This window comes from Nocardioides pymetrozini, from assembly GCF_046058985.1.
GTDB lineage: Bacteria > Actinomycetota > Actinomycetes > Propionibacteriales > Nocardioidaceae > Nocardioides.
Genome location: NZ_CP175556.1, coordinates 1,667,665 through 1,689,863 on the forward strand (window position 1 = coordinate 1,667,665; position 22,199 = coordinate 1,689,863).

Annotated in this window: 21 protein-coding genes; 10 read left to right on the forward strand and 11 right to left on the reverse strand. The window is 72.7% G+C overall.

The genetic code is table 11. The annotated features are described in order from the left end of the window. Positions 1-7 precede the first annotated feature (7 nt). Entirely contained in the window at positions 8-943 is a 936-nt protein-coding gene (locus ACJ5H2_RS08135) for a carbohydrate kinase family protein (protein WP_408899604.1), read from the forward strand. A gap of 10 nt (positions 944-953) precedes the next feature. On the opposite strand, the gene ACJ5H2_RS08140 is transcribed toward ACJ5H2_RS08135, so the two are convergent. Together ACJ5H2_RS08140 and ACJ5H2_RS08145 are read right to left on the reverse strand one after the other, a co-directional pair. After that, entirely contained in the window at positions 954-1,190 is a 237-nt protein-coding gene (locus ACJ5H2_RS08140; protein WP_408899065.1) for a sulfurtransferase TusA family protein, read from the reverse strand. Then, positions 1,187-2,305 (reverse strand): cysteine desulfurase family protein, encoded by a 1,119-nt coding sequence (locus ACJ5H2_RS08145; protein ID WP_408899066.1) that lies wholly within the window; start codon positions 2,303-2,305, stop codon positions 1,187-1,189. The genes ACJ5H2_RS08140 and ACJ5H2_RS08145 overlap by 4 nt, the downstream gene beginning before the upstream one ends. A gap of 171 nt (positions 2,306-2,476) precedes the next feature. Between ACJ5H2_RS08145 and coxB the strand changes: the two genes are divergently transcribed. From coxB to ACJ5H2_RS08175, 6 genes are all read left to right on the forward strand, one after another. Further along, a complete protein-coding gene (gene coxB / locus ACJ5H2_RS08150; protein WP_408899067.1) occupies positions 2,477-3,346 on the forward strand; it encodes a cytochrome c oxidase subunit II in 870 nt (289 codons plus the stop codon). 65 nt (positions 3,347-3,411) lie between these two features. After that, positions 3,412-5,031: a cytochrome c oxidase subunit I gene (gene ctaD, locus ACJ5H2_RS08155; protein WP_408899605.1), complete on the forward strand. Its 1,620-nt coding sequence runs from the start codon at positions 3,412-3,414 to the stop codon at positions 5,029-5,031. Continuing rightward, a complete protein-coding gene (locus ACJ5H2_RS08160; RefSeq protein WP_408899068.1) occupies positions 5,031-5,447 on the forward strand; it encodes a cytochrome c oxidase subunit 4 in 417 nt (138 codons plus the stop codon). The genes ctaD and ACJ5H2_RS08160 overlap by 1 nt, the downstream gene beginning before the upstream one ends. A gap of 222 nt (positions 5,448-5,669) precedes the next feature. Further along, positions 5,670-6,911: an Ig-like domain-containing protein gene (locus tag ACJ5H2_RS08165; protein ID WP_408899069.1), complete on the forward strand. Its 1,242-nt coding sequence runs from the start codon at positions 5,670-5,672 to the stop codon at positions 6,909-6,911. Positions 6,912-6,931: 20 nt separating this feature from the next. Then, positions 6,932-7,978 (forward strand): hypothetical protein, encoded by a 1,047-nt coding sequence (locus ACJ5H2_RS08170; protein ID WP_408899070.1) that lies wholly within the window; start codon positions 6,932-6,934, stop codon positions 7,976-7,978. After that, the gene (locus ACJ5H2_RS08175; protein WP_408899071.1) at positions 7,975-9,186 is read left to right on the forward strand and encodes a polysaccharide biosynthesis C-terminal domain-containing protein; all 1,212 of its coding nucleotides are present in this window, start codon (positions 7,975-7,977) and stop codon (positions 9,184-9,186) included. The genes ACJ5H2_RS08170 and ACJ5H2_RS08175 overlap by 4 nt, the downstream gene beginning before the upstream one ends. Here the strand turns inward: ACJ5H2_RS08175 and ACJ5H2_RS08180 are convergent. The 8 genes from ACJ5H2_RS08180 to ACJ5H2_RS08215 form a co-directional block, all read right to left on the reverse strand. Then, positions 9,173-10,048 carry a glycosyltransferase gene (locus ACJ5H2_RS08180; protein WP_408899072.1) on the reverse strand — a complete coding sequence of 292 codons (876 nt, stop codon included), beginning with the start codon at positions 10,046-10,048 and terminating at the stop codon, positions 9,173-9,175. The genes ACJ5H2_RS08175 and ACJ5H2_RS08180 overlap by 14 nt on opposite strands. Next, complete coding sequence (locus ACJ5H2_RS08185) at positions 10,045-11,166, reverse strand: glycosyltransferase family 4 protein (protein ID WP_408899073.1); 1,122 nt, start codon at positions 11,164-11,166, stop codon at positions 10,045-10,047. The genes ACJ5H2_RS08180 and ACJ5H2_RS08185 overlap by 4 nt, the downstream gene beginning before the upstream one ends. Continuing rightward, positions 11,159-12,208, reverse strand: coding sequence for a glycosyltransferase (locus tag ACJ5H2_RS08190; protein WP_408899074.1), 1,050 nt, complete (start codon positions 12,206-12,208; stop codon positions 11,159-11,161). Before ACJ5H2_RS08190 ends, ACJ5H2_RS08185 begins: the two co-directional genes overlap by 8 nt. Before the next feature lie 65 nt (positions 12,209-12,273). Next, positions 12,274-13,731: a sugar transferase gene (locus ACJ5H2_RS08195; protein ID WP_408899075.1), complete on the reverse strand. Its 1,458-nt coding sequence runs from the start codon at positions 13,729-13,731 to the stop codon at positions 12,274-12,276. A 151-nt stretch (positions 13,732-13,882) separates the two neighbouring features. Next, on the reverse strand, positions 13,883-15,610 hold the full coding sequence (locus ACJ5H2_RS08200; protein WP_408899076.1) for a cytochrome bc complex cytochrome b subunit: 1,728 nt from the start codon (positions 15,608-15,610) through the stop codon (positions 13,883-13,885). Next, the gene (locus tag ACJ5H2_RS08205) at positions 15,600-16,697 is read right to left on the reverse strand and encodes a Rieske 2Fe-2S domain-containing protein (RefSeq protein WP_408899077.1); all 1,098 of its coding nucleotides are present in this window, start codon (positions 16,695-16,697) and stop codon (positions 15,600-15,602) included. Before ACJ5H2_RS08205 ends, ACJ5H2_RS08200 begins: the two co-directional genes overlap by 11 nt. After that, the gene (locus ACJ5H2_RS08210; protein ID WP_408899078.1) at positions 16,694-17,569 is read right to left on the reverse strand and encodes a c-type cytochrome; all 876 of its coding nucleotides are present in this window, start codon (positions 17,567-17,569) and stop codon (positions 16,694-16,696) included. Before ACJ5H2_RS08210 ends, ACJ5H2_RS08205 begins: the two co-directional genes overlap by 4 nt. Positions 17,570-17,623: 54 nt before the next feature. Then, positions 17,624-18,277: a heme-copper oxidase subunit III gene (locus ACJ5H2_RS08215; RefSeq protein WP_408899079.1), complete on the reverse strand. Its 654-nt coding sequence runs from the start codon at positions 18,275-18,277 to the stop codon at positions 17,624-17,626. Between the two features lie 119 nt (positions 18,278-18,396). On the opposite strand from ACJ5H2_RS08215, the gene ACJ5H2_RS08220 reads away from it, so the two are divergent. The 3 genes from ACJ5H2_RS08220 to trpD are packed head-to-tail and all read left to right on the forward strand — an operon-like array spanning position 18,397 to position 20,806. Further along, on the forward strand, positions 18,397-19,356 hold the full coding sequence (locus tag ACJ5H2_RS08220; RefSeq protein WP_408899080.1) for a cytochrome c oxidase assembly protein: 960 nt from the start codon (positions 18,397-18,399) through the stop codon (positions 19,354-19,356). Positions 19,357-19,366: 10 nt separating this feature from the next. Next, positions 19,367-19,768, forward strand: coding sequence for a hypothetical protein (locus ACJ5H2_RS08225; protein WP_408899081.1), 402 nt, complete (start codon positions 19,367-19,369; stop codon positions 19,766-19,768). Between the two features lie 15 nt (positions 19,769-19,783). Continuing rightward, positions 19,784-20,806: an anthranilate phosphoribosyltransferase gene (gene trpD, locus ACJ5H2_RS08230; protein WP_408899082.1), complete on the forward strand. Its 1,023-nt coding sequence runs from the start codon at positions 19,784-19,786 to the stop codon at positions 20,804-20,806. Here the strand turns inward: trpD and ACJ5H2_RS08235 are convergent. Next, a complete protein-coding gene (locus ACJ5H2_RS08235; RefSeq protein WP_408899083.1) occupies positions 20,803-22,194 on the reverse strand; it encodes a hypothetical protein in 1,392 nt (463 codons plus the stop codon). The genes trpD and ACJ5H2_RS08235 overlap by 4 nt on opposite strands. Between the last annotated feature and the right edge of the window lie 5 nt (positions 22,195-22,199).

The window sequence follows — 22,199 nt, forward strand, 5'->3', positions numbered from 1 at the left end:
CCACCTGATGACCTTCGGCGGCAAGTTCGCCGACTCGCTGGTCGTCGACCAGCTCGACAAGCTCTCGGTGTCGTTCCTGGTCAACGACCTCGAGATCCGGCGCGGCGGCGTCGCCCCCAACATGTGCTTCGGCCTGGCGCGGCTGGGCCTGCGGCCGGTCCTGGTGGGTGCCGCCGGCGAGGACTTCGCCGACTACCGCTCCTGGCTCGAGCGCAACGGCGTCGACTGCGACTCCGTCCACATCTCCGAGAGCAAGCACACCGCCCGCTTCGTGTGCACCACCGACACCACGATGGCCCAGTTCGCCTCCTTCTACCCGGGCGCGATGAGCGAGGCCAGCCAGATCGAGCTGCTCCCCATCGTCGAGCGGGTCGGCGCCCCGACGTACGTCCTGATCGGCGCCGACGACCCCGACGCGATGAAGCGCCACACCGAGGAGTGCCGCCAGCGCGGCTACCCGTTCATCGCGGACTGCTCGCAGCAGCTCGCCTTCGCCGAGGGCGACCTGATCCGCGACCTGATCGACGGCGCGGCGATCCTGTTCTCCAACGAGTACGAGTCCCATGTCATCGAGAAGAAGACCGGCTGGAGCGCCGAGGAGGTCCTCGCGCGCGTCGGCCTGCAGGTCACCACGCTCGGCAAGGACGGCGTCCGGGTGACGTCCAGCGACGGCACCTCGTTCGAGGTCCCGGCCGCCAAGGACGTCGCCGCCGTCGAGCCGACCGGGGTCGGCGACGCCTTCCGCGGCGGCTTCCTCGCCGCGCTCTCCTGGGGCACCTCGCTCGAGCGCGCCGCCCAGGTCGGGTGCGTCCTCGCCGCATACGTCGTCGAGACCGTCGGCACCCAGGAGTACGACTTCACCCACGAGCAGTTCGTGGGCCGCGTGCGCGACTCGTACGGCGACGAGGCCGCCGACGAGATCGCCAAGCACCTCGGCGTCTGAGTCCCCGGGCTCAGCTCACGCGGCGTACGACGTAGCGGGGCGCGCCGTCCGCGGCGCGCTCCTCGCCGACGTACTCCTGCCCGCGCATCCGGCACCAGGCCGGCACGTCGTGCCGCGCCGCCGGGTCGCGGGCGACCACGGCGAGCAGCTCGCCGACCTCGACCGACCCCAGCGCCTTGGCCAGCTCGATGACCGGCCGCGGGCAGGGCAGGTCGCGGCAGTCGATCTCGAGCACCGGCGCGCTCACAGGCCGGCCTCCGCGCGGATCCGGGCGACCTCCTCGGCCAGGGCGGCGCAGAAGGCCTCGACCTGCTCCGCGGTCGTGTCCCGGCCGAGGGAGACCCGGACGTTGCCATGGGTGAGCGCGCCCATCGCCGCCAGCACGTGGCTGGGCTCGAGCGTGGAGGCCGTGCACGCCGAGCCGCTGGCGACGCCGAAGCCGCGCCGCGCGAGGGCGGAGACGATCTCGTCGCCGCCGACGTAGAGGCAGGAGAAGGTCACCAGATGGGGGAGCCGGGCGAGCGGGTCGCCCACCACCTCCGTGTCGGGAAGGGCCGACGCCGCCGCCCGGATCCGGTCGACCAGCCGGTGCTGGCGGGCGGCGACCTCCTCGCGCTCGGCCAGCACGGCCTGCAGCGCCGCGGCGGCCGCCAGCGCGGCCGGGACGTCCGGGAAGCCCCCGAGCTGGTCGAGGCCGTCATCGCCGGGGAAGGGGTTGGACCAGCGCGTGCCCCGGCGCACCGCCAGGACCCCGACGCCCGCGGGCCCGCCCCACTTGTGCGCGGAGGCGGTGAGCGCGTCCCAGGCGCGGGGGAGTGGGACGTGTCCGACCGCGGCCGCGGCGTCGACGAGCAGCGGTACGCCGTCCGGCCGCTCCACCTCGTCGACCGGCTGGAGCGTGCCGACCTCCTGGTTGGCCGCCTGCAGGGCCACGGCGCCGACCCCCGGACGCGCCGCCGCCGCGGCCAGGGCGGCGAGGTCGACCCGACCGGCGTGGTCCACGGGCACGCTCGCATGGGCCGGGGAGGGCCGCCAGGCGGCGGCATGGAGGACCGAGGAGTGCTCCACGGCGCCGTACACGATGCCGTCGCGGCCCGTGGCCGCCGTGAGGCCGAGCAGGCCGCGGTGGACCGCGTCGGTCCCCGAGGAGGTGAAGGCCACCTCGTCCGGACGGGCGCCGAGACACTCGGCCACCACCGCCCGGGCGTTGTCGAGCAGCAGGCGCGCGTCGCGACCGGCGGCGTGCAGGCGCCGCGGGTCGCCGTACCCGCGGTCCAGGGCGGCCAGCAGGGTGTCCCGCGCGGCGGGGTGGAGCGGCGCGGAGGAGGCCGTGTCGAGGTAGACCTCGGGGGTACTGCTCACGCCCCGACCCTAGTTGAGGCCGCCTTGTACGCTCCCGTCCCACCGTGCCCGGCGCCTGTCCCCGTGCGTGCGGCGCCCCATGCGTCCCGGAAGACCCACCCCGCGCTCCGGGCGAGGTCGCACTCCGCTAGTGTTCGCAGTGGTTCTGACCCTCGAGAGGAAGGCTCGTTCGTGGGCTGGTGGCACCCCGAGCGCACGCGTGGCGCGCAGCGACGGCTCCGTCGCGCGACCCCGCTCGCCGGATTCGTCGTACTCGCGCTCGCGCTGTCCGGCTGCTCGACCGACTCCCAGTGGGAGCGGTTCGGCATGCCGGAGATCAAGTCCGAGCAGGGCGAGTCCATCCTGCACCTGTGGCAGGGCTCCTGGATCGCCGCGCTCGTCGTGGGCGTCATCACCTGGGCGCTGATCATCGGCGTCCCGCTGTGGTTCCGTCGTCGCAGCGACGACGAGGTCCCCGTGCAGACGCGCTACAACCTGCCGATCGAGATCTTCTACACGATCTTCCCGGTCATCATGGTCATCGCGTTCTTCGCGCAGACCGTCCGGGTGCAGAACATCGCCCTCGAGCACGTCAACCCCGATGTCGTGGTGAAGGTCGTCGGCCAGAAGTGGTCGTGGACGTTCAACTACCCCGACGCGGTGGAGGAGGGCACGAACGTCTTCGTCTCCGGCACCGGTGACGACATCCCGACCCTGGTGATCCCGGTCGACAAGACGGTCGAGTTCCAGCTCTACAGCCCCGACGTCATCCACAACTTCGGCATCCCGGCCTTCGCGATGCGCATGGATGTCGTCCCGGGCAACGACAACTCCTACCAGGTGACCCCGACCGAGACCGGCGAGTACGCCGGCAAGTGCTACGAGCTCTGCGGCGCGTACCACTCGCGGATGCTCTTCAACGTCAAGGTCGTCACCCAGTCCGAGTACGACGCCTATCTCGACGAGCTCGCGAAGAACCCGGACCACGTCTCGGAGGAGCCGGTCGTCGGCGGCAACTACTCCACCGAGCCCTTCAACGACGACGAGGGAGAGCACGAGTGACCACTCTCGCGCGTTCCGCGGACCTGAGCCAGCGCAAGCCGTTGGGCCAGCAGCTCGTCCGCATCATGACGACGACCGACCACAAGCTGATCGGCAACCTGTACTTCGGCACGGCCATGGCCTGGTTCATCGCCGGCGGCATCATGGCGCTGCTGATCCGCTCCGAGCTGGCCTACCCGGGCAGCCAGGTGGTCAACGAGGAGCTCTACAACCAGCTCTTCACGATGCACGGCACGATCATGCTGCTGCTGTTCGCGACGCCGCTGTTCTTCGGGTTCGGCAACGCGATCATGCCGCTGCAGATCGGCGCGCCCGACGTGGCGTTCCCGCGGCTGAACATGTTCAGCTACTGGCTCTACCTCTTCGGCGGCCTGATCGTCGGCGCCGGCTTCCTCACCCCGCAGGGCGCGGCCTCCTTCGGCTGGTTCGCGTACACCCCGCTGTCCGACTCGGTCAACAGCCCCGGCGTCGGCGGCGACCTGTGGATCATGGGTCTGTGGATGGCCGGTCTCGGCACCATCCTCGGCGCGGTCAACTTCATCACCACGATCATCTGCATGCGCGCGCCCGGCATGACCATGTTCCGGATGCCGATCTTCGTGTGGACCGTGCTGATCACCGCGATCCTCGTGCTGATCGCCTTCCCGATCCTCGCCGGCGCGCTGCTCTCGCTGGAGGCCGACCGCCAGCTCGGGGCGCACGTGTTCGACACCTCGCACGGTGGCGCGATCCTGTGGCAGCACCTGTTCTGGTTCTTCGGGCACCCCGAGGTCTACATCATCGCGCTGCCGTTCTTCGGCATCATCTCCGAGATCCTGCCCGTCTTCAGCCGCAAGCCGATCTTCGGCTACATCGGCCTGGTCGGCGCGACCCTCGGCATCGCGATCCTCTCGGTGGCGGTGTGGGCGCACCACATGTTCGTCACCGGAGCGGTGAACCTGCCGTTCTTCTCCGGCATGACCTTCCTCATCGCGGTCCCGACCGGCGTGAAGTTCTTCAACTGGATCGGCACGATGTGGGGCGGATCGGTGCGCATGGACACCCCCATGCTGTGGTCGATCGGCTTCCTCACGACGTTCCTCTTCGGTGGTCTGACCGGCATCATCCTGGCCAGCCCGCCCCTGGACTTCCACGTCTCCGACTCCTACTTCGTGGTGGCGCACTTCCACTACACGGTGTTCGGCACGGTCGTGTTCGCGATGTTCGCGGGCTTCTACTTCTGGTGGCCCAAGCTCACCGGGCGGATGCTCGACGAGCGCCTGGGCAAGATCCACTTCTGGCTGCTGTTCATCGGCTTCCACACGACCTTCCTCGTCCAGCACTGGCTGGGCGTGGAGGGCATGGCCCGCCGCTACGCCGACTACCTGCCGAAGGACGGCTTCACCGCCCTCAACCAGGTCTCGACGATCGGCGCGTTCGTGCTCGCCTCCTCGATGCTGCCGTTCTTCTACAACGTGTACGTCTCCCGCAAGGGCCCGCTCGTCAACTCGGACGACCCCTGGGGCTGGGGCCGGTCGCTGGAGTGGGCCACGAGCTGCCCGCCGCCGCGCCACAACTTCCACTCCATCCCGCGGATCCGCTCGGAGTCGCCCGCGTTCGACCTCCACCACCCGGAGATCGCCGCCATCGAGATGTACGACGAGCCGGTCGCCGCGGGCGCCGGCGCCAAGGAGGTCGACGCCTGATGAAGATCGAAGCATGGATCTTCGGCGTGACCACGGTCTTCCTGGTCCTGGTCAGCCCCGCCTACTGGTTCATCACCGACGCCGGTGACTCCGGCGCCGACTGGACCGGCACCTCGGCGCTGGTGATGACCACCCTGCTGTGCGCGATGGTCACGCTCTACCTCGGGTTCCACGCGAACCGGATGGACGCCCGGCCCGAGGACCTCAAGGACGGCGAGATCGCCGACGGCGCAGGCGAGCTGGGCTTCTTCCCGCCGTACTCGTGGTGGCCGCTGTGGTGCGCGCTCACGCTCAGTGTGATGGTGTTCGCCCTGGCCGTGCTGGCCTGGTGGCTGTTCATCATCGGCGTCGTGCTCGGCGCGCTCGCGCTGTCCGGCTGGATCTTCGAGTACTACCGGGGCGAGTACGCGCACTGATCGTTGGGCGCGAGCGCGGCGGCGGATTCACCACGGGATGTAGGTCGATCAACGCTTCTGTAGCGGAACTCCGCTGGGGAAGTGCGGGTTCGCCTACATCCCGTGGTGAATCCGCCGCCGGCGCGCCTGCCGGTACCTGTCGCGCACCCGCACGGGCCTGATGTGACGGTGCCGACGCGTCCGTAGCCGGGATTCGGCGGCTCCGGCAGGTACCCTCGTGCGGTGCCTTCCCCGCTGTCACACTCTCGTTCGCGCGCCCGCGGTCCTCGCGCCCGCGGCCCCCGCGCCGGCCTGGTCGCGCTGGCTGCGCTCGCGCTGCTCGCGGCGGGCTGCGACGGGTCCGGCCTCGTGCCGGGCTCCGGGGGAGCGGACCCGGCGGACGAGACGACCGCGGCGGCGGTGTCCGCGGCGGTCGTGACGACCAACGTGGCCGACCACGCGACCGGCGTGCCGGTCGACAAGGTCGTCAAGGTCCGGGCCGACAAGGGCACGCTCAGCTCCGTGGTGGTCCGCTCGAAGGCCGGCCGCGTCGCAGGCGATCTGCGCGACGGGGGGACCCGGTGGGTGTCGTCCGCCGGGCTCGAGCCCGGCGCCCGCTATCGGGTCCGGGCGGTCGCGCAGAACTCCGCCGGCCAGAGCGTGGAGAGCACCACCACCTTCACCACCCAGGACCTCGGCCTCGACCAGCAGACCTACCCGTCCGTCGCGCCCCTGCAGGGCGAGACCGTGGGGGTCGGCATGCCGGTGATCGTCACCTTCGACCTTCCCGTCCAGGACCAGGCATCCTTCGAGCGGCACATGCGCGTCACCTCGACCCCTGCGCAGCCGGGCTCGTGGCACTGGGTCAGCAGCACCGAGGCGCACTGGCGTCCGCAGCAGTACTGGCAGGCCGGGACCAAGGTGAGCGTGGACGTCGCGGTCAACGGCGTCGCCGCGGGTGGGGGGATCTACGGCCAGGAGGACCGCACCGTCGACTTCGAGGTCGGCGCCGCCCACGTCTACAAGGTCAACGCGCGCACCCACCAGATGAAGGTCTTCGAGAACGGCACGCTGCTGCGCACCCTGCCGATCACGACCGGCAAGGCCGGGTTCACGACCCGCTCCGGGGTCAAGGTGATCATGGAGAAGTACGCCCAGAAGCGGATGAACTCCGAGACCGTCGGGATCGCCCGCGGCTCGGCCGAGGCCTACGACATCGACGACGTGAAGTGGGCGATGCGGCTGACCAGCTCCGGTGAGTTCATCCACGCCGCGCCGTGGTCCGTGGGCTCCCAGGGCCGCGCCAACGTCTCGCACGGGTGCACCGGCCTGAGCACCGACAACGCCGGCTGGCTCTACGCCATGAGCCGCCGCGGTGACGTCGTGGAGTACGTCGGCACCGACCGGCCGATGGAGCCGGGCAACGGCTGGGGTGACTGGAACGTCCCGTGGCAGGAGTACGTGACCGGCTCCGCGCTGAGCTGATCGGCCCTAGACTCCGCGTCGTGGAGGGCGGCGTCGAGGGCTTCGAGCGGGTGTCCGTCTTCTACCCCCGCGGCGTGCGGACCGGCGGCCCCGAGGCGCTCCACCAGCTGGTCGACGCGCTCCGCTCGCTCGGCCACGACGCCGCCCTCGTCCCTCTCCCCGGGACGGCGCGCTCCCCGCGGGTGGCGGAGTACGAGCGCTACGACGCCCCCGAGCGGGCGCACGCGGCACGCGGGCCCCGCGACGCGGTCGTGACGCCGGAGATCTGGGTGCCCCGCGCCTCCGTCACGGGGGCGGCGACCTGGTTCTGCTGGTGGCTGAGCGTCGACAACTCCCCGGTGTTCCTGGACGAGCGGCGTCGCCACACCGGCGCCGAGGCGGAGCGGACGGTGGCCGCCGCCGTCCGCGCCCTGCCGCGGCGGCTCGGTCGAGGACTCGCCGGGCCGGTACGCCGGCGGCGGCTGCGCGCCGCGGTCCACCTCGCCCAGTCGGTCTACGCGCGGGACTTCGTCGCCCGCGAGCTGGCGGTGCCGGTCGCGCTGCTCTCCGACTACGTGACGAGCTCCATCACCGGCTCCGATCCGCCCGCCGAGGCCGCCCGCGGCACCACGACGCCGGTGGTCGCGTTCAACCCGGCCAAGGGCGGTGAGGTGGTCGCACGGGTCGCGGCCGCCGTGACGACCCCCGTGGAATGGCTGCCGATCGTCGCGATGTCGCCGGCCGAGGTGGAGGACGCGCTGGCGCGCAGTGACGTCTACCTCGAGCTCGGACACCTGCCCGGCAAGGACCGGATCCCGCGCGAGGCCGCGGTCCGCGGCGCGGTCGTCCTGATCGCCGCCCGCGGGGCGGGAGCCAACCCGGACGACTTCCCGCTGCCCGCGGAGCACCGCATCGCGCTGGGCGACGACCTCGCCGGGAGGACGGTGCGCGTCCTCACCGACGTGCTCGCCGACCTGCCGGAGCACCGGCGCCGCCAGGCCGGCTTCCGTGCACGGCTGGCGCAGGAGCGCCGGGTGTTCCTCGCCGAGGTCCGGGAGGGCTTCGGGCCGGCCCGGACGGCGCCGTGAGCGGCTCGCCGGCCGCCCGGGTCCTGGGGTTCACCCTGGCGACGGTGCTGCCGGCCGCCGCCACCCTGGTCTCCCTGCCCGTGCTGGCCCACGCGGTCGACCGGCCGACCTGGGCCGGCCTCGCCGTCGGCCAGTCGGTCGGCGGCCTGGCCAGCCTCGTCGCCGCCGGCGGCTGGGCGCTGACCGGTCCGGCCGCCGTGGCCGGCGCGTCCACCGCCGCGCGACGCTCGCTCTACGAGGCGAGCCTGCGCCTGCGGGTGGCGGTCGCGCTGGTCGTCGTCCCGGTGGGGATGCTGGTGACCTTCCTGCTCGTGGCCGACTCCGCCCGTCCGCTGAGCCTGGCGGTCAGCGCGTCGTCCAGCCTGGTCGCGCTGAGCCCGCGATGGTTCCTGGTCGGCGTCGGCACGGCACGCGACGTGCTCCGCTTCGAGGCGCTCCCGGTGGCGGCCGCCCACCTGGTCGCGGCGGCGGCGATCGCCGCCGGAGCGAGCCCGCTGGTCTTCCCGGCCGCGACCACCGCCGCCTACGTCGCCGCGGCGCTGGCCCTCGCGGTCGTCGTACGCCGGCCCGGCACGGCCGACCCGTCGGTGCGGGTGTCCTGGCGCTCCCGGTGGGCGCCCACGGCGACGGAGGTCGTCGGCGGCGCCTACTCGACCGTCAACGTCGCGCTGGTGTCGGTCCAGGTGTCCGTGGCCGCCCTGGCGGGCTACGCCTCGGGCTGGAAGCTGTACCAGTGGGGCATCGTGGTCGTCGCGGGCGCCTGTCAGGCGCTGCAGGGGTGGGTCGCGACCGGTGCCGCGGACCGCGCCCGGCGCTTTCGGACCGCCCTCGCCCTGCACGCCGCCATCGGCACCGCGGGGCTCGCGGGCTTCCTGCTGCTGGGTGGCCCGCTGACCTCCGTGCTGTTCGGCGAGGCGCTGGCGGCGCCCGGCGCCGTCTCGGCGTGGTTCGGCGGGGCGGTGCTCTTCCTCTCCCTGAACTCCTCCCTCGGCCGGCACGTGCTGGTCGCCAGCGGCCGGGTGGACGCCGTGCTGCGCAGCACGCTCGTGGGCGCCGCCTTCGGCGTGCCGGCCATTCTCGTCCTGGCCGACCGGTACGGCGCCGTCGGCGGCGCGGCGGGGCTGGCGCTGACCGAGGCGCTCGTCTGCGCCTACCAGCTCGCGGTCGCCCGCCCCCTGCTCCGCTCCGAGCGGCTCAGCGGGACCTGAGCCGGGCACCGGCGGCGAGCCCGCGCAGCGTCCCGCGCAGGAGGCGCGGGTCTCGGGCGCGCACGGCCCGCCGCACCAGCTGCAGCAGCACCCGCAGGGTGCCCAGCCTGCCCGCGACGCCGAGGGAGTGGGTCCGGGAGAAGTAGACCCGGTTGCGCATCGCCCAGTACGCCGGCATGCCGTGCGTCGTCTGCACGGCGCGCGCCCGCTGGGCGACGCTGACCCGCCATCCGGCCCGCCGCAGGCGCAGGTGGAGATCGACCTCCTCGAGGTAGAGGAAGTAGGCCGGGTCGAAGGGGAAGGCCTCGAGGAGCGCGCGGCGGTAGAGCACCAGGGACCCGTCGAGCCAGTCGACGGGGGCGAAGTCGCTGCCGGGGCGGACCGGCCGCCGATGGTGGCGCGCGACCAGCCCGCGCCCGGCGAGGAGGCCGCCGGCGGACCACAGCGGACGGGTCTGGTCCTCGGAGTCCCAGAGCAGCGGCCCGACCGCCGCGACCGCGGGGTCGTCGAGCCCCCGGACGAGCTCGGCGAGCGTGTCCGGCTGCACGAGGACCTCGTGCGTCGCCACCAGCACGGCCGCGGGCTCGGGGCGCTCCCGCGCCAGCCAGGCAACGCCGGCGTTGACGGCCGCGCCGTAGCCGTCGTTCGGCGTGGTGAGCACCGCCACGGTGGCGAGCGCGCCGGCGACCGCGTCCAGCGAGTCGTCCTCGCTGTTGTCGACGACCACGACGTTGCGGGGCTCCACCCCCGCCTCGACGAGGGAGGCGACGGTGCGCACGAGCGTGTCCGGACTGCGGTGGTGGACGACGACGCAGGCCACGGCCGGCAGCGCCGTCGCGGCGCCCTCGTCCCGCCCGGTCATCGCCCGGCCACCTGGGCGGCGGCCCGCAGGTAGTCGGCGGCCACCCGGTCCCAGCCGTGGTCGGAGGCGGCCGCGGCGAGGGCACGGCGCGAGCACGCGGCGTACTGGTCCGGGTCCGCCAACAGGGCGGCCGTCGCGTCCGCGACCGCCTCGGCGGTGACCGCGTCGGCGACGACGCCGCAGCCGGTCGCCCGGACCTGCTCGGCCAGGCCCCCGACGGGGGTGGCCACGACCGGTACGCCCTCCGCCAGCGCGATCGACAGGACCCCCGACTGCGAGGCCTCGCGGTAGGGGAGCACCAGCACGTCGAAGCCGGCCACCACCTCGTTGGTCCGCTCCTCGCTCACCCAGCCGAGATGCCAGGTCACGTGCTCCGCGCCGGCGCGGCCGGGAGGGACGGTGCCGTCCCCGTGGACCGCGGTGACCACGTCGAGCCCGCGTCCGCGCAGCACCGCGGTCGCGTCCAGCAGCAGGTCGAGGCCCTTGTAGGGAAGGATCCTCCCGAAGAAGCCGAGCACCGCGGGCTCGTGCCGTGGAGCAGGGCGGGGCGCGGCGGTGCCGCCCCCGCCGAAGGCCGCGTGCACGGTGACGAACACGGGCGCGCGGTCGTGGCCGCGCTGCCGCAGGGCGTCGGCGACGGACTCGGACAGCACCATCACCCCGTCCGCCCTGCCGAGCTCCGCCCCGCGCGCCCAGCGCTTCGCGAGATGGTCGTCGCCGGGGTGGGGGACGGCATCGTGGACGGTGGCGAGCAGGCGGACCCGCCGGGGCAGCAGGAGGCGGATCGCCACCGACTGCCACAGGCTGTACATCGGCGTCACCACCACATCGGCCGCGACGGTGCGCAGCAAGCGGCGGAAGCGCATGATGTTCGCCGCGAGGCGGGGCAGGCCGAGGAGGGCTCCCCAGACGCTCGTGTACGTCGTGACCGCGAGCCGCGGCGCGCCCAGGCGGGCGATGTCGGCGTCGCGCTCGGTCCCGGAGACGTCGGAGACGGCCACCCGGACGTCGCCCCGCGCGAGCAGGGCCCGGGTGAGGTCGTAGGTGAGGCGGGGGCCGGCGCCGGTGCGGCCCCAGTGGAGCAGGACGACCGAGAGCGGGCCGCGAGGGTCAGCCAAGGTCGTAGGCCTCCAGCAGCCGAGCACGCTGGGCGGCCACGGTGTGCCCGGCCAGCGCCCGCTCCCACAGCGACCGGTTGGTCGCGGCGCCGTCCCCCTCCAGCGTCCGTCGTGCCAGTGCGGCGAGCTCGCGCGGCTCGCGCGCCCGCACCGTGGTGGGCAGATGCCGGAACGGGGCGATGTCGCGGACGACGATCGGCAGCCCGGCCTGGTGAGCCTCGACGACCGACATCGGGAAGCCCTCCCACGCGGCCGTGTGCAGGTACAGGTGGGCCGAGGAGAGCAGCTCGGGCACCCGGTCGCGGGAGACCCAGCCGGTGACCCGGACGCCGGCCTCCTCGAGCCGGGCGACCGCAGCGGCCTCGCCGCCTCCGATCCACAGCGCCCGCACGTCCTGAGCCGTCCGCTGGCGCAGCTCGTCCACGGTCGCGACGAGGAACCCCGGGTCCTTCTGCGGGGAGACCCGGCCGAGCGAGACCACCACCGGTGGTCCCTCGGCGGGCGGACCCGTCGTGGCCGGCGGGGCAGGCTCGACGACGTGCGGGAGATGGAGGGCGGCGCGGCAGGTTCGCCAGCGCCGGGCCGTGTGGGCCTCGCCGGGGGAGCAGCCCGCGACGACGCTGGTGTTCGCCGCCAGCAGCCACTCCACCAGCCGGTACAGCCGGCGCACCGGGGAGGGGAGGTCGGTGCGCTCGAACACGAAGCAGTGCGGCGTGTAGACGACGCGGGCGCTCCGTCCGGCGCGCACCGCCAGGCGGGTGAAGAGCCCGGCGAAGCTGGAGTGGGCGTGGACGACGTCCGGAGCGAGCGCGCGCACCCGAGCGCGGACCGTGCCGACGCTACGGACCCGCGACGCGGGCAGCTCCGCGATGCTCGCGAACAGGGCCTCCTCGCCGAAGGGCACGTAGTCCTCGCGGACCCGCCGCAGCAGGTGATGCTCGAGCTCCGGGCTGCTCCGCACGTACTGCACCGCCGCGGTGAGCGACCCGCTGCCGTAGCTCTCGATGACGTGGAGGACGCGGACGGGTGCCTGGGTGCCCATCAGCCTGCTCCTCGCCTGTCCGGTGCTCGCCTGTCCGGTGCTCGCAAGATACCGCGGGGGCCAGCTCAGAAGGCGCCGCCACCGCGGAGCACGGCCCGCGTCGTACGAGCGAGGATCGCGAGGTCGGACGTCATCGACCAGTTCTCGACATAGGACAGGTCCAGCCGCTCGGCCTCCTCCGCCGTCAGCTCGGAGCGCCCGGAGACCTGCCAGAGACCGGTCATCCCCGGGCGCACGCGCAGCCGCCGGTGCATCGCGGGGCTGTAGCAGGCCACCTCGGCGGCGACCTGGGGGCGCGGGCCGACCAGGCTCATCTGCCCCGACAGCACGTTGAGCAGCTGGGGCAGCTCGTCGAGCGACCAGCGGCGCAGCACCCGCCCGACCCGGGTCACCCGGGGGTCGTCGGGCAGCTTGAAGAGCAGGGCTCCTCCGCCCGCCTCGTCGACCAGGGCCGCGTGGCGCGCGGCTGCGTCCTCGACCATGCTGCGGAACTTCCACAGGCTGAACTCACGGCCGTCCAGGCCGACCCGGCGGTGGCGGTAGAGGACCGGACCACCGTCGTCGAGCCTGACGGCGAGCGCGACGGCGAGGAACACCGGCGCCAGCGCGACGAGCAGGAGGGCGGCGCCCACCCGGTCGAAGGTGGCCTTGCCCCAGCGCAGCGCGCGCGCCACCTGCGGCGGCTCCACGTGCACGAAGGGCAGGCCCGCGACCGGACTGAGCCGGATCCGCGGTGCGGCGACGTCGATCAGGTGCGGTACGACGACCAGGTCGACGCCCGTGTCCTCGAGCTCCCAGCCGACCTGGCGCAGGTCCACGGCGTGCGCGCCGTGGGCGATCAGGAGCGTGTCCGCCTCGAGCTCCACGCAGGCACGCGCGGCGGACCCGGGGCGACCGAGGACGGGGACGGGCAGGGTGGGCGCACCCTCCTCGACGCACGCGCCGACGATCCGGTAGCCGAGTCCGGGCTGCCGGGCCAGGGCCGCGTCGAGCTCGCGGACGGCGGCCGGGTCGCCCACCGCGACGACCCGGTTGACCAGCCGGCCGTTGCGGCGCAGGCGGGCGACGACTCGGCGGACGGCGTACCGCTCGAGCAGGAGGCCGGTCGTGCCGAGGGCCCAGGTGAGGGCGAAGTAGCCGCGGGACATGTCGTAGTCGACGAGATAGGCGACCATCGCGACCGCGCCGGCGCCGCCGAGCGAGCCGCGCACCAGGGCGCGGATCTCGTGGCCGCCGCGGCCGAGCGAGCGGGGCGACCAGGCGTCGGCCAGTGCGAGCGCGGCAAGCCACGCGGGGACGACCCAGCCGAAGTCGAGCAGGGGGACACCGCTCACGTGGTCGATGTCGCCCGGGGGCCAGGTCGCGAAGCCGAACCTGGTCGCGACGGCAGCGAGAGCCGCCAGGGCGAGGGTCAGCGTGTCGAGCACGACCACGCTCGCCGTGAGCCCGGCCAGTCGGCGGCCGCTGCGGGCGCGGGTGGAGGTGCGTGCGGGGGCCAGGGGAGAGGTCAGCAGCGCGGTCATCGCCCTCGCCCTCCTCACCCGCGTCGTCACCGGGCTCCTCCCGGGTCGTGAGCACGCTATGCGGGGTGGAGGTGAGCGGGGATCCGTCGATCCGGCGGAAATGCCGACGCGTCCCTAGTCCGTTGGGACTAGGGACGCGTCGGGCTGCGGATCAGTGCTCGGACGGACCGTGCCGGTTGGGGCCGGCGGCGATCTGCGACTCGAGCTCGTGGAGCTCGTGCTCCGCGTGGTGCTGGGCCTCGTGCAGCTCCTCGGCCGTGGGCCTGCGGACGTTGTCCGCGAAGAACACGGTCGCGAGCTTCGCGCGCAGCTTGCGCAGGCGCAGGCTGCGACCGGTCGCGCCCGACGCCTCGATCTCCTCGACCGTCTCCGGACGGGGGTCGTCGTCGCGCGCCGTGAGCGTGTACGCCTTGCCCTCGGGGAGCGGCAGGTGCTTCTCGGCGTACCCGCCCTCGGGGGAGCGGACGAGGACACCGGTCTCGTAGCCGTGCAGCAGCTTGCCCTCGTCGTGACGCTGGAGCGAGATGCACCAGCGGCGCGTGACGATGAAGGCGATCACCGGACCGATGAACACCGCGGCACGTAGGAAGTACGTGATCTGGTTGATGCTCAGGTGGAACTTGATCGCGATGATGTCGTTGCCGCCCGCGGCCCAGGAGAGGCCGTAGAAGGTCATCAGCGCGACCATGATCGCGGTCCGCGTCGGCGCGTCGCGGGGACGCTGGAGCAGGTGGTGCTCCCGCTTGTCCCCGGTGACCCAGGACTCGATGAACGGCAGCGCCATCAGGACCATCAGCATCAGCGGCGGCATCACCAGGATCGGGATCATGACGTTCCAGGACAGCGTGATGCCCCAGATGTGCGTCTCCCACGCCGGGATGATGCGCAGCAGGCCGTCGGGCCAGCCCATGTACCAGTCGGGCTGCGAGCCCGCGGTCACCTTGGACGGGTCGTAGGGGCCGTACTTCCAGACCGCGTTGATCGAGAACAGGCCGCCCATCACCGCGATCGTGCCGAACACGATGAAGAAGAAGCCGCCCGCCTTCGCGGCGTACACCGGCAGCATCGGGTAGCCGACGACGTTCTGCTCGGTCCGGCCGGGGCCGGGCCACTGCGTGTGCTTGTGGTAGACGAGCAGCAGCATGTGCGCGGCGACCAGGGCGAGCAGCAGGCCCGGGATCAGCAGGATGTGCATGGCGTAGAACCGCGGGATGATCGACTCACCCGGGAACTCGCCGCCGAACAGGAAGAAGGACATGTACGAGCCGATGACGGGCGATGCCTTCATGAAGCCGTCCGCGGCGCGCACGCCGGTGCCCGAGAGCAGGTCGTCGGGCAGCGAGTAGCCGGTGAAGCCCTCGATCGTGCCCAGCAGCAGGAGCAGGCAGCCGATGATCCAGTTCAGCTCGCGCGGCTTGCGGAAGGCGCCCGTGAAGTAGACGCGCATCATGTGGATCATCATCGAGGCGATGAAGATCATCGCGCCCCAGTGGTGCATCTGCCGCATGAGCAGACCGCCGCGGACGTCGAACGAGATGTGCATCGTCGAGGCGAACGCGGACGACATGTGGTTGCCGCGCAGCGGGTCGTACGAGCCGTCGTACTGGACCTCGGTCATGCTCGGGTCGAACCACAGCGTCAGGAAGACACCGGTCAGCAGGACGACGACGAAGCTCCACAGGGCGATCTCGCCCAGCATGAACGACCAGTGGTCCGGGAAGACCTTGCGGATGTTCTTCTTCATCGCCGTGCCGAGGCCGAGGCGCTCGTCGGCCCAGTTGGCGATGGCACCGGCGGTCTTGCCGCCCTTGGTGGTGGCCGGGGTCGTGCCGTTGGTCTTGGCGACCTTGCTGAGGTCGGGGTTCAGATCAACGCTCATAGTAGTCACGCTCCCAGAAGCTCGGGCCGACCGGCTCGTCGAAGTCGCTCTGCGCGACCAGGTAGCCCTCGTCGTCGACGGCGATCGGCAGCTGCGGCAGCGGCCGGCCGGCCGGGCCGAAGACCACCTTGCCGGAGTCGGCGAGGTCGAAGGTCGACTGGTGGCAGGGGCAGAGCAGGTGGTGGGTCGTCCGCTCGTTCAGCGAGATCGGGCAGCCGACGTGGGTGCAGATCTTGGAGTAGGCGACGATGCCGTCGACCGTCCAGTTCTCCCGGCTCTCGCCCTTCGCGTCCTTGCCCGGGATGATGTCGCCCGGGTTCATCCGCAGCAGGATCAGCGAGGCCTTGGACTTGTGGATCTGGAGGTTCACGCCCTCGACCTCGGTCGGGTCGATGTCGTAGCGCTCCGGGTTGTGCAGGGCGTCGGGCTGGCAGTTGACCAGGTCGCCGATCTCCAGGTCGGAGGCCAGGATCGGGGTCCAGATGCCGTCGCGGACGATCCGCATCGGCTTGTCCTTCGAGCCCTTGCCCCAGATCGTGTGGTACAGCTTGTCGCCCGGCAGCGGACCGAGGTCGCGCAGCAGCACGACGGCGGGCACGCCGAGCAGCCCGACGGCGCCGAGCAGCGAGTTGCGGATCAGCGGCCGGCGGCCGATGCCGGACTCGGCGATCCCGTCGTTGAGCGCCTGGACGGCGACCTCGCGGTCCTCGTCGGCCGAGCGCGCGGGGTGGCGCAGCTCGACCATCTCGTGGTCGGCCATCAGCTTGCGGGCCCAGTGGATGATGCCGACGCCGATGAACAGCAGGGCGAGGCCGAGGAACAGCCCGAGCGCCATCGTCGAGGCGCCGAAGCCGGCGATGACGTGCCAGTTGTCCTTGATGTCGAGCGTGAAGTAGGCCACCACGAAGGCGATGGTCGACAGCGCCGACAGGGCGAACAGCGCCGCCACCTGGCGCTCGGCACGCTTCTCCTTGGCGGGGTCGACGTCCGTCGGGCGCCACTGGTGCTCGGGCAGGCCCGGGTCCGGGATCGGCCCGGCGGCCTCGAGCACTCCGCCGTGCGAGTCGTTGTTGTGTGCGTCGGTCACGCTGCCGCCTCGTCCTTCTTCTTGCTCGAGCGGGTGGTGTGCGCGGCGATCCAGACGGCGAAGCCGACCAGGACGCCGATGCCGCCCACCCAGGCGATGATGCCCTCACTGACCGGACCGAGGCCGCCCAGCGTGAAGCCGCTGTAGCTCGGGGCCTCGTCCAGCTCGTTGAGATAGGCGATGACGGCCTTCTTGTCCTCCGGCGGGATGTTGCCGTCGGAGAAGGTGTCCATGGACTGCGGTCCGGTCAGCATCGCCTCGTAGATGTGCTTGGAGTCGACGCCGCGGATCTTGGGCGCGTAGCCGCCGCGGGGCATGGCTCCGCCGGAGCCCTCGAAGTTGTGGCACGCCGTGCAGTTCGCGAGGAAGATCTGGCCGCCGCGCACGACGAGCTCCTCGATCTCCTTCTCGCTCATGCCCTCGGTGGAGTAGAGCTCCTTGTCCGGGATGGCCGGGCCCGTGCCGAGGGAGGCGACGTACGCCGACAGCGCGGCGATCTCCTCGTCGGTGTAGACGACCTCCTTGCGGGGGGCCTGCGAGCCGGGCTGGGCCATCGGCATGCGGCCGGTGCCGACCTGGAAGTCGACGGCGGCGGCGCCCACGTCGGTCAGGGCCGGACCGTACTGCGAGCCGCCCTGGGTGAGGACGCCCTCGCCGTTCTGGCCGTGGCAGAAGGCGCAGCCGACCAGGAAGAGCTCACGGCCCTCCTTGATCAGCGCGGCCTCGTCCTGCTCGGTGTCGGCCTGCGCCGGCGCGAGCGCGGCGTACAGGCCTCCCGTCAGCAGGAGACCGCAGACCAGCACCAGGAGTCCGGCGATCGGACCGCGGCGATGCCGCGAGAGTCGACCGGCGGAACGGTTCAGAAGGCGCACATTCAGTCCTTGTCAGTCCGGAGGATCCAACAGCTCTTCGTCATCGGCCGCGCGTCACTTGATCAGGTAGATCGTCGCGAACAGACCGATCCACACCACGTCGACGAAGTGCCAGTAGTACGAGACGACGATCGCGCTGACCGCCTGCTCGTGCGTGAAGCGCCGGGCGACATAGGTCCGGCCGAGAACGAAGAGGAAGGCGATGAGGCCGCCGGTCACGTGGATGCCGTGGAAGCCGGTGGTCAGGTAGAACATCGTGCCGTAGGCGTCGTGGGGGATCGTCACGCCGTGGTGGATCAGCTCGGCGTACTCCAGCGCCTGGCCGCCGATGAAGATGGCCCCCATCACGTAGGTGAGGATGAACCACTCGCGCAGGCCCCACTTGCCGATCTGCAGCAGCGAGCCCGCCCGCGAGACCTGGCCGCGCTCGGCGGCGAACACGCCCAGCTGGCAGGTGAACGACGACAGCACCAGGATGGTGGTGTTGATCGAGGCGAACGGCACGTTCAGCAGCTCGGTGTTCTCCGCCCACATCTCGGGCGAGACCGAGCGGATCGTGAAGTACGCGGCGAACAGGGCCGCGAAGAACATGAGCTCGCTGGACAGCCAGATGATCGTGCCGACGGCGACCATGCTGGGTCGGTCGTGCTGGCCGTGCAGGCGCGAGGCCGGAAGTGTTGCCGAAGCTGAGATCGCCACGGGCGCCATTATGGCGGTATCCCTTCCGGTCGGCATCCCGACCCCCCGTTCTGAGCGGTCACCAGGCACGACCTACGCTCGAACGGGCCCCGAACGGGCCGCTGAGCAGGGTCCGTGAGGAGCGCGTGGTGCTGGTGTTGTCGTCCGCGACCGGTGGGGTCGAGGAGCTGCCGCCCCTGGACGCCGGTGCCCTCCTGTCGCAGTGGGGCATCGCGCCGCTGCCCTTGGTCGTCACGGTGTGGGCGAGCGGACTGTACGTCGTCGGAGTGCTCGCGCTGCGCCGCCGCGGCGACGCGTGGCCGGTGGGTCGCTCGATCGCATGGGGCGTCGGCATGCTCGCCTTCTACCTGGCCACCTCGTCCGGCCTGGCGGCGTACGACACGGTGCTCCTCAGCGCGCACATGGTCCAGCACATGGTGCTCTCGATGGTCGTCCCGCTCTCGCTGGCCCTGGGTGCGCCCGTCACCCTCGCGCTGCGGACCCTGCCGCGCCGCCCGCGTGGCTGGCTGCTCGCCGTCCTGCACTCCCGCCTGGCCACGGTGCTCGGCTTCCCGCCGCTGACCTTCGCCCTCTACGTCATCTCGCCGTGGGCGCTGTACTTCAGCGGCTGGTACGAGGCCTCGCTGCGCTCGACGTACGTCCACGAGATGATGCACGTGCACCTCGTCGCCGTGGGCGCACTGTTCTTCTGGCCGATCGTGGGCGTCGACCCCCTGCCGGGACGGGTCGCCCACCCCTTCCGGGTGCTGCTCACGGTGATGACGCTGCCGTTCCACGCCTTCCTCGGCGTGACGATCATGGGCCAGTCGACGCTCCTGGGCGGCGACTGGTACCCCTCGCTGCACGACGGACCCCTCGGTGCCTGGCTGCCCGACCCGTACGAGGACCAGGAGCTGGCGGGAGGGATCCTGTGGGGGGCCGGCGACCTGGTGGGCATCGTGTTCTTCGTGGTCCTCTTCGCCCAGTGGGTGCGCTCCTCGATGAAGGAGGCCCAGCGCGAGGACCGGCGGCTGGACCGGATCGACCGGCAGGAGCGCCTCGAGGAGGAACGGCGGGCCACGCCCGCGGACGGGGCCAGGCCCGAGTAGCATCGCGCGGGTGAGAACTCCTGCGACTCTGAAGGTGCTCGTCTACAGCGACGACGTGCACACCCGCGAGCAGGTCATCCTGGCCCTGGGGCGCCGGCCCCACCCGGACCTGCCGGAGCTGGAGTACGTCGAGGTCGCGACCGAGCCGGTGGTCATCCAGAACATGGACGCCGGCGGGATCGCGCTGGCGATCCTCGACGGCGAGGCGGTCCCTGCCGGGGGCATGGGCATCGCCAAGCAGCTCAAGGACGAGATCCTCGACTGCCCGCCGCTCGTCGTCCTCACCGGGCGTCCCCAGGACGCCTGGCTCGCGACCTGGTCGCGCGCGGACGCCGCCGTCCCCCACCCGCTCGACCCGATCCAGCTCGCGGAGGCCGTGGTCTCGCTGCTCCGCACCCGCGTCCCGGCCTAGCGGGACGGCTCCGCGATGACGTGGCCCGACGTCCTCGGCACCCTCGTGGCCGGGGAGGACCTGACGCCTGCCCAGTCCGCGTGGGCGATGGGCGAGATTCTCGCCGGCGAGGCGACCCCCGCCCAGATCGCGGGGTTCGTGGTGGCCCTGCGCGCCAAGGGCGAGTCGATCGACGAGCTCACCGGCCTGGTCGAGGCGATGTACGCCGTGATGACCCCCATCTCCGTTCCCGGCCGGCTGTTGGACGTGGTGGGCACGGGCGGCGACCGCTCCTTCTCGGTCAACATCTCCACGATGTCCGCGATCGTCGCTGCGGGCGCCGGCGCGCGCGTGGTCAAGCACGGCAACCGCTCGGCCTCCTCGCAGGCCGGCACCGCCGACGTGCTCGAGGCCCTGGGCGTCCGGCTCGACCTGCCCGTCGCCCGGGTGGCGGAGGTGGCCGACGAGGCTGGGATCACGTTCTGCTTCGCCGCCGCCTTCCACCCGGCCATGAGGCATGCGGCGGTTCCGCGCAAGGAGCTCGGCATCGGCACGGCGTTCAACGCCCTCGGTCCGCTGGCGAACCCCACCCGCCCGGGAGCGCAGGCGATCGGCTGCGCCGACCTGCGCCTGGCGCCGGTCATGGCGGGGGTCTTCGCGCGCCGTGGCGTCGACGCCTGGGTCTTCCGCGGTGACGACGGGCTCGACGAGCTCACCACGACCACGACCTCGCGGCTGTGGGTCGTGCACGGCGGTGAGGTCGAGCAGGTGAGCGTCGACCCGGCGAAGTTCGGCATCGCCCCCGCCACGGCCGAGGACCTGCGCGGCGGCGACGCCCAGCACAACGCCGGCGTGGTCCGCGCCCTGCTGGACGGCACGCCGGGCCCGGTGCGCGACGCCGTCCTGCTCAACGCGGGCGCGGCCCTCGCCGTGTACGACGCCCCCGGGGCGCCCTACGCCGAGGCGCTGGCCGCCGGCATCGCCCGCGCTGCCGAGGCGATCGACTCGGGCGCGGCGCGGGCCACCCTCGACCGCTGGGTCGCGGCCGCCGGCCGCTAGGCCGGAGGAGCGAGCAGGACGAGGTCGCCGGCCTGCCGGCGCACCGACCAGCCGCGCCCGGTGAGCGCGTAGGCCAGGGCACTGTCCTCGGGGAGCAGGGCCCGGTCCGGCGCGAGGTCGGCCAGGGTGTCGTCCCAGCCCGGGGCCAGACGAGCCAGGTCGTCGTACCGCTCGAGCTCGGCGTCGGTGTAGACGTCGCCGTAGCCGTGCAGCGGGATGTCGAGACGCGGCTCGGTCCACAGCAGGACGCCGCCGGAGCCCCAGTCGGTGACCACGACGCTGCCCGGAGCGAGCGCGTCGAGCTCCGCCGCGAAGGGTCGCAGGTCGTCGGCGGGGTCGTCGGCGACGGGAAGGAAGGGGGCCACGGCAGCGACCCCCAGCGCCAGCGCGGCCAGGCAGCCACCCTCGGCGCGTGAGACCGGCCGGGCCGCCCGTCCCCAGACGCCGGCGACGACGCAGGCGAGCACCACCAGCGCGAGCGGCAGCGTGCGCTGGGAGTAGAGCGCGAACACGCCCCCGAGCCCGAGGAGCGCGACCTCGTAGGGGCGGACCCCGTCGCGGCGCACGAGCAGGAGGACCGCTGTCACCAGGAGGCCGGTCACCGGCAGCGCGCCGAGCGTCATCAGCTCGGGGGAGCGCCACTCGCGGAAGTACTCGGCGCGCGAGTTGACCAGCAGGATCGCGGAGAGCAGCCGGGGTCCGACCGGGGTCGCCAGCGCGGCGACGAGCATCCCCGCGGGGACGGCGAGCAGGGCGAGCGCCGCGCGGCGCGGGGGGCGCCGCTCGGCGACGACCGCGACGGCCAGGACGGCGCTGGCCGCCACGCCGAGCACCCACATGCCGTGGCTGGTCGCCCACACCCAGGCCAGCACGACCAGCGGCCAGGGCGCGCGGCCGGTGCGGCGGGTCCTGTCCCAGGCCGCGACGACCGCGACGAGGAAGAGATAGCTGAGCACCTGGGGGCGCAGGGACAGGCTGGGCAGCCAGCCGACCACGGCGACCGCGGTGAGCACGGCAGCGGGGAGTGGGCCGGCGCGGTGTCGCAGCAGGAGGTAGAGCGCCGTGGCCAGGCCGGTGACGAGGAGCGCGAAGACGACGACCAGGCCGGGGGTGCCCGCCGCCTCCTCGACCCAGGACAGCGCGACCTGGGGCAGCCACTGGGTCGGCGCCCAGTCGTTGGTCGAGGCGGTGCTCAGCTGCCCCGGGTGGGCGACCGACCAGCCGTGCCGCAGCTCCTCGCCGAGACGCAGGTGGAAGTAGGTGTCGAAGGCGCGGAAGGGGCGTCGCGCGAGCGCCACCAGCACGACCGCCAGCACGGCGCCCAGGACCAGGGGGGTCGCGCGGGCGAGCAACGGGAACCGGGCACCGTCCGGCTCGCGCTCGGTCATCGCGC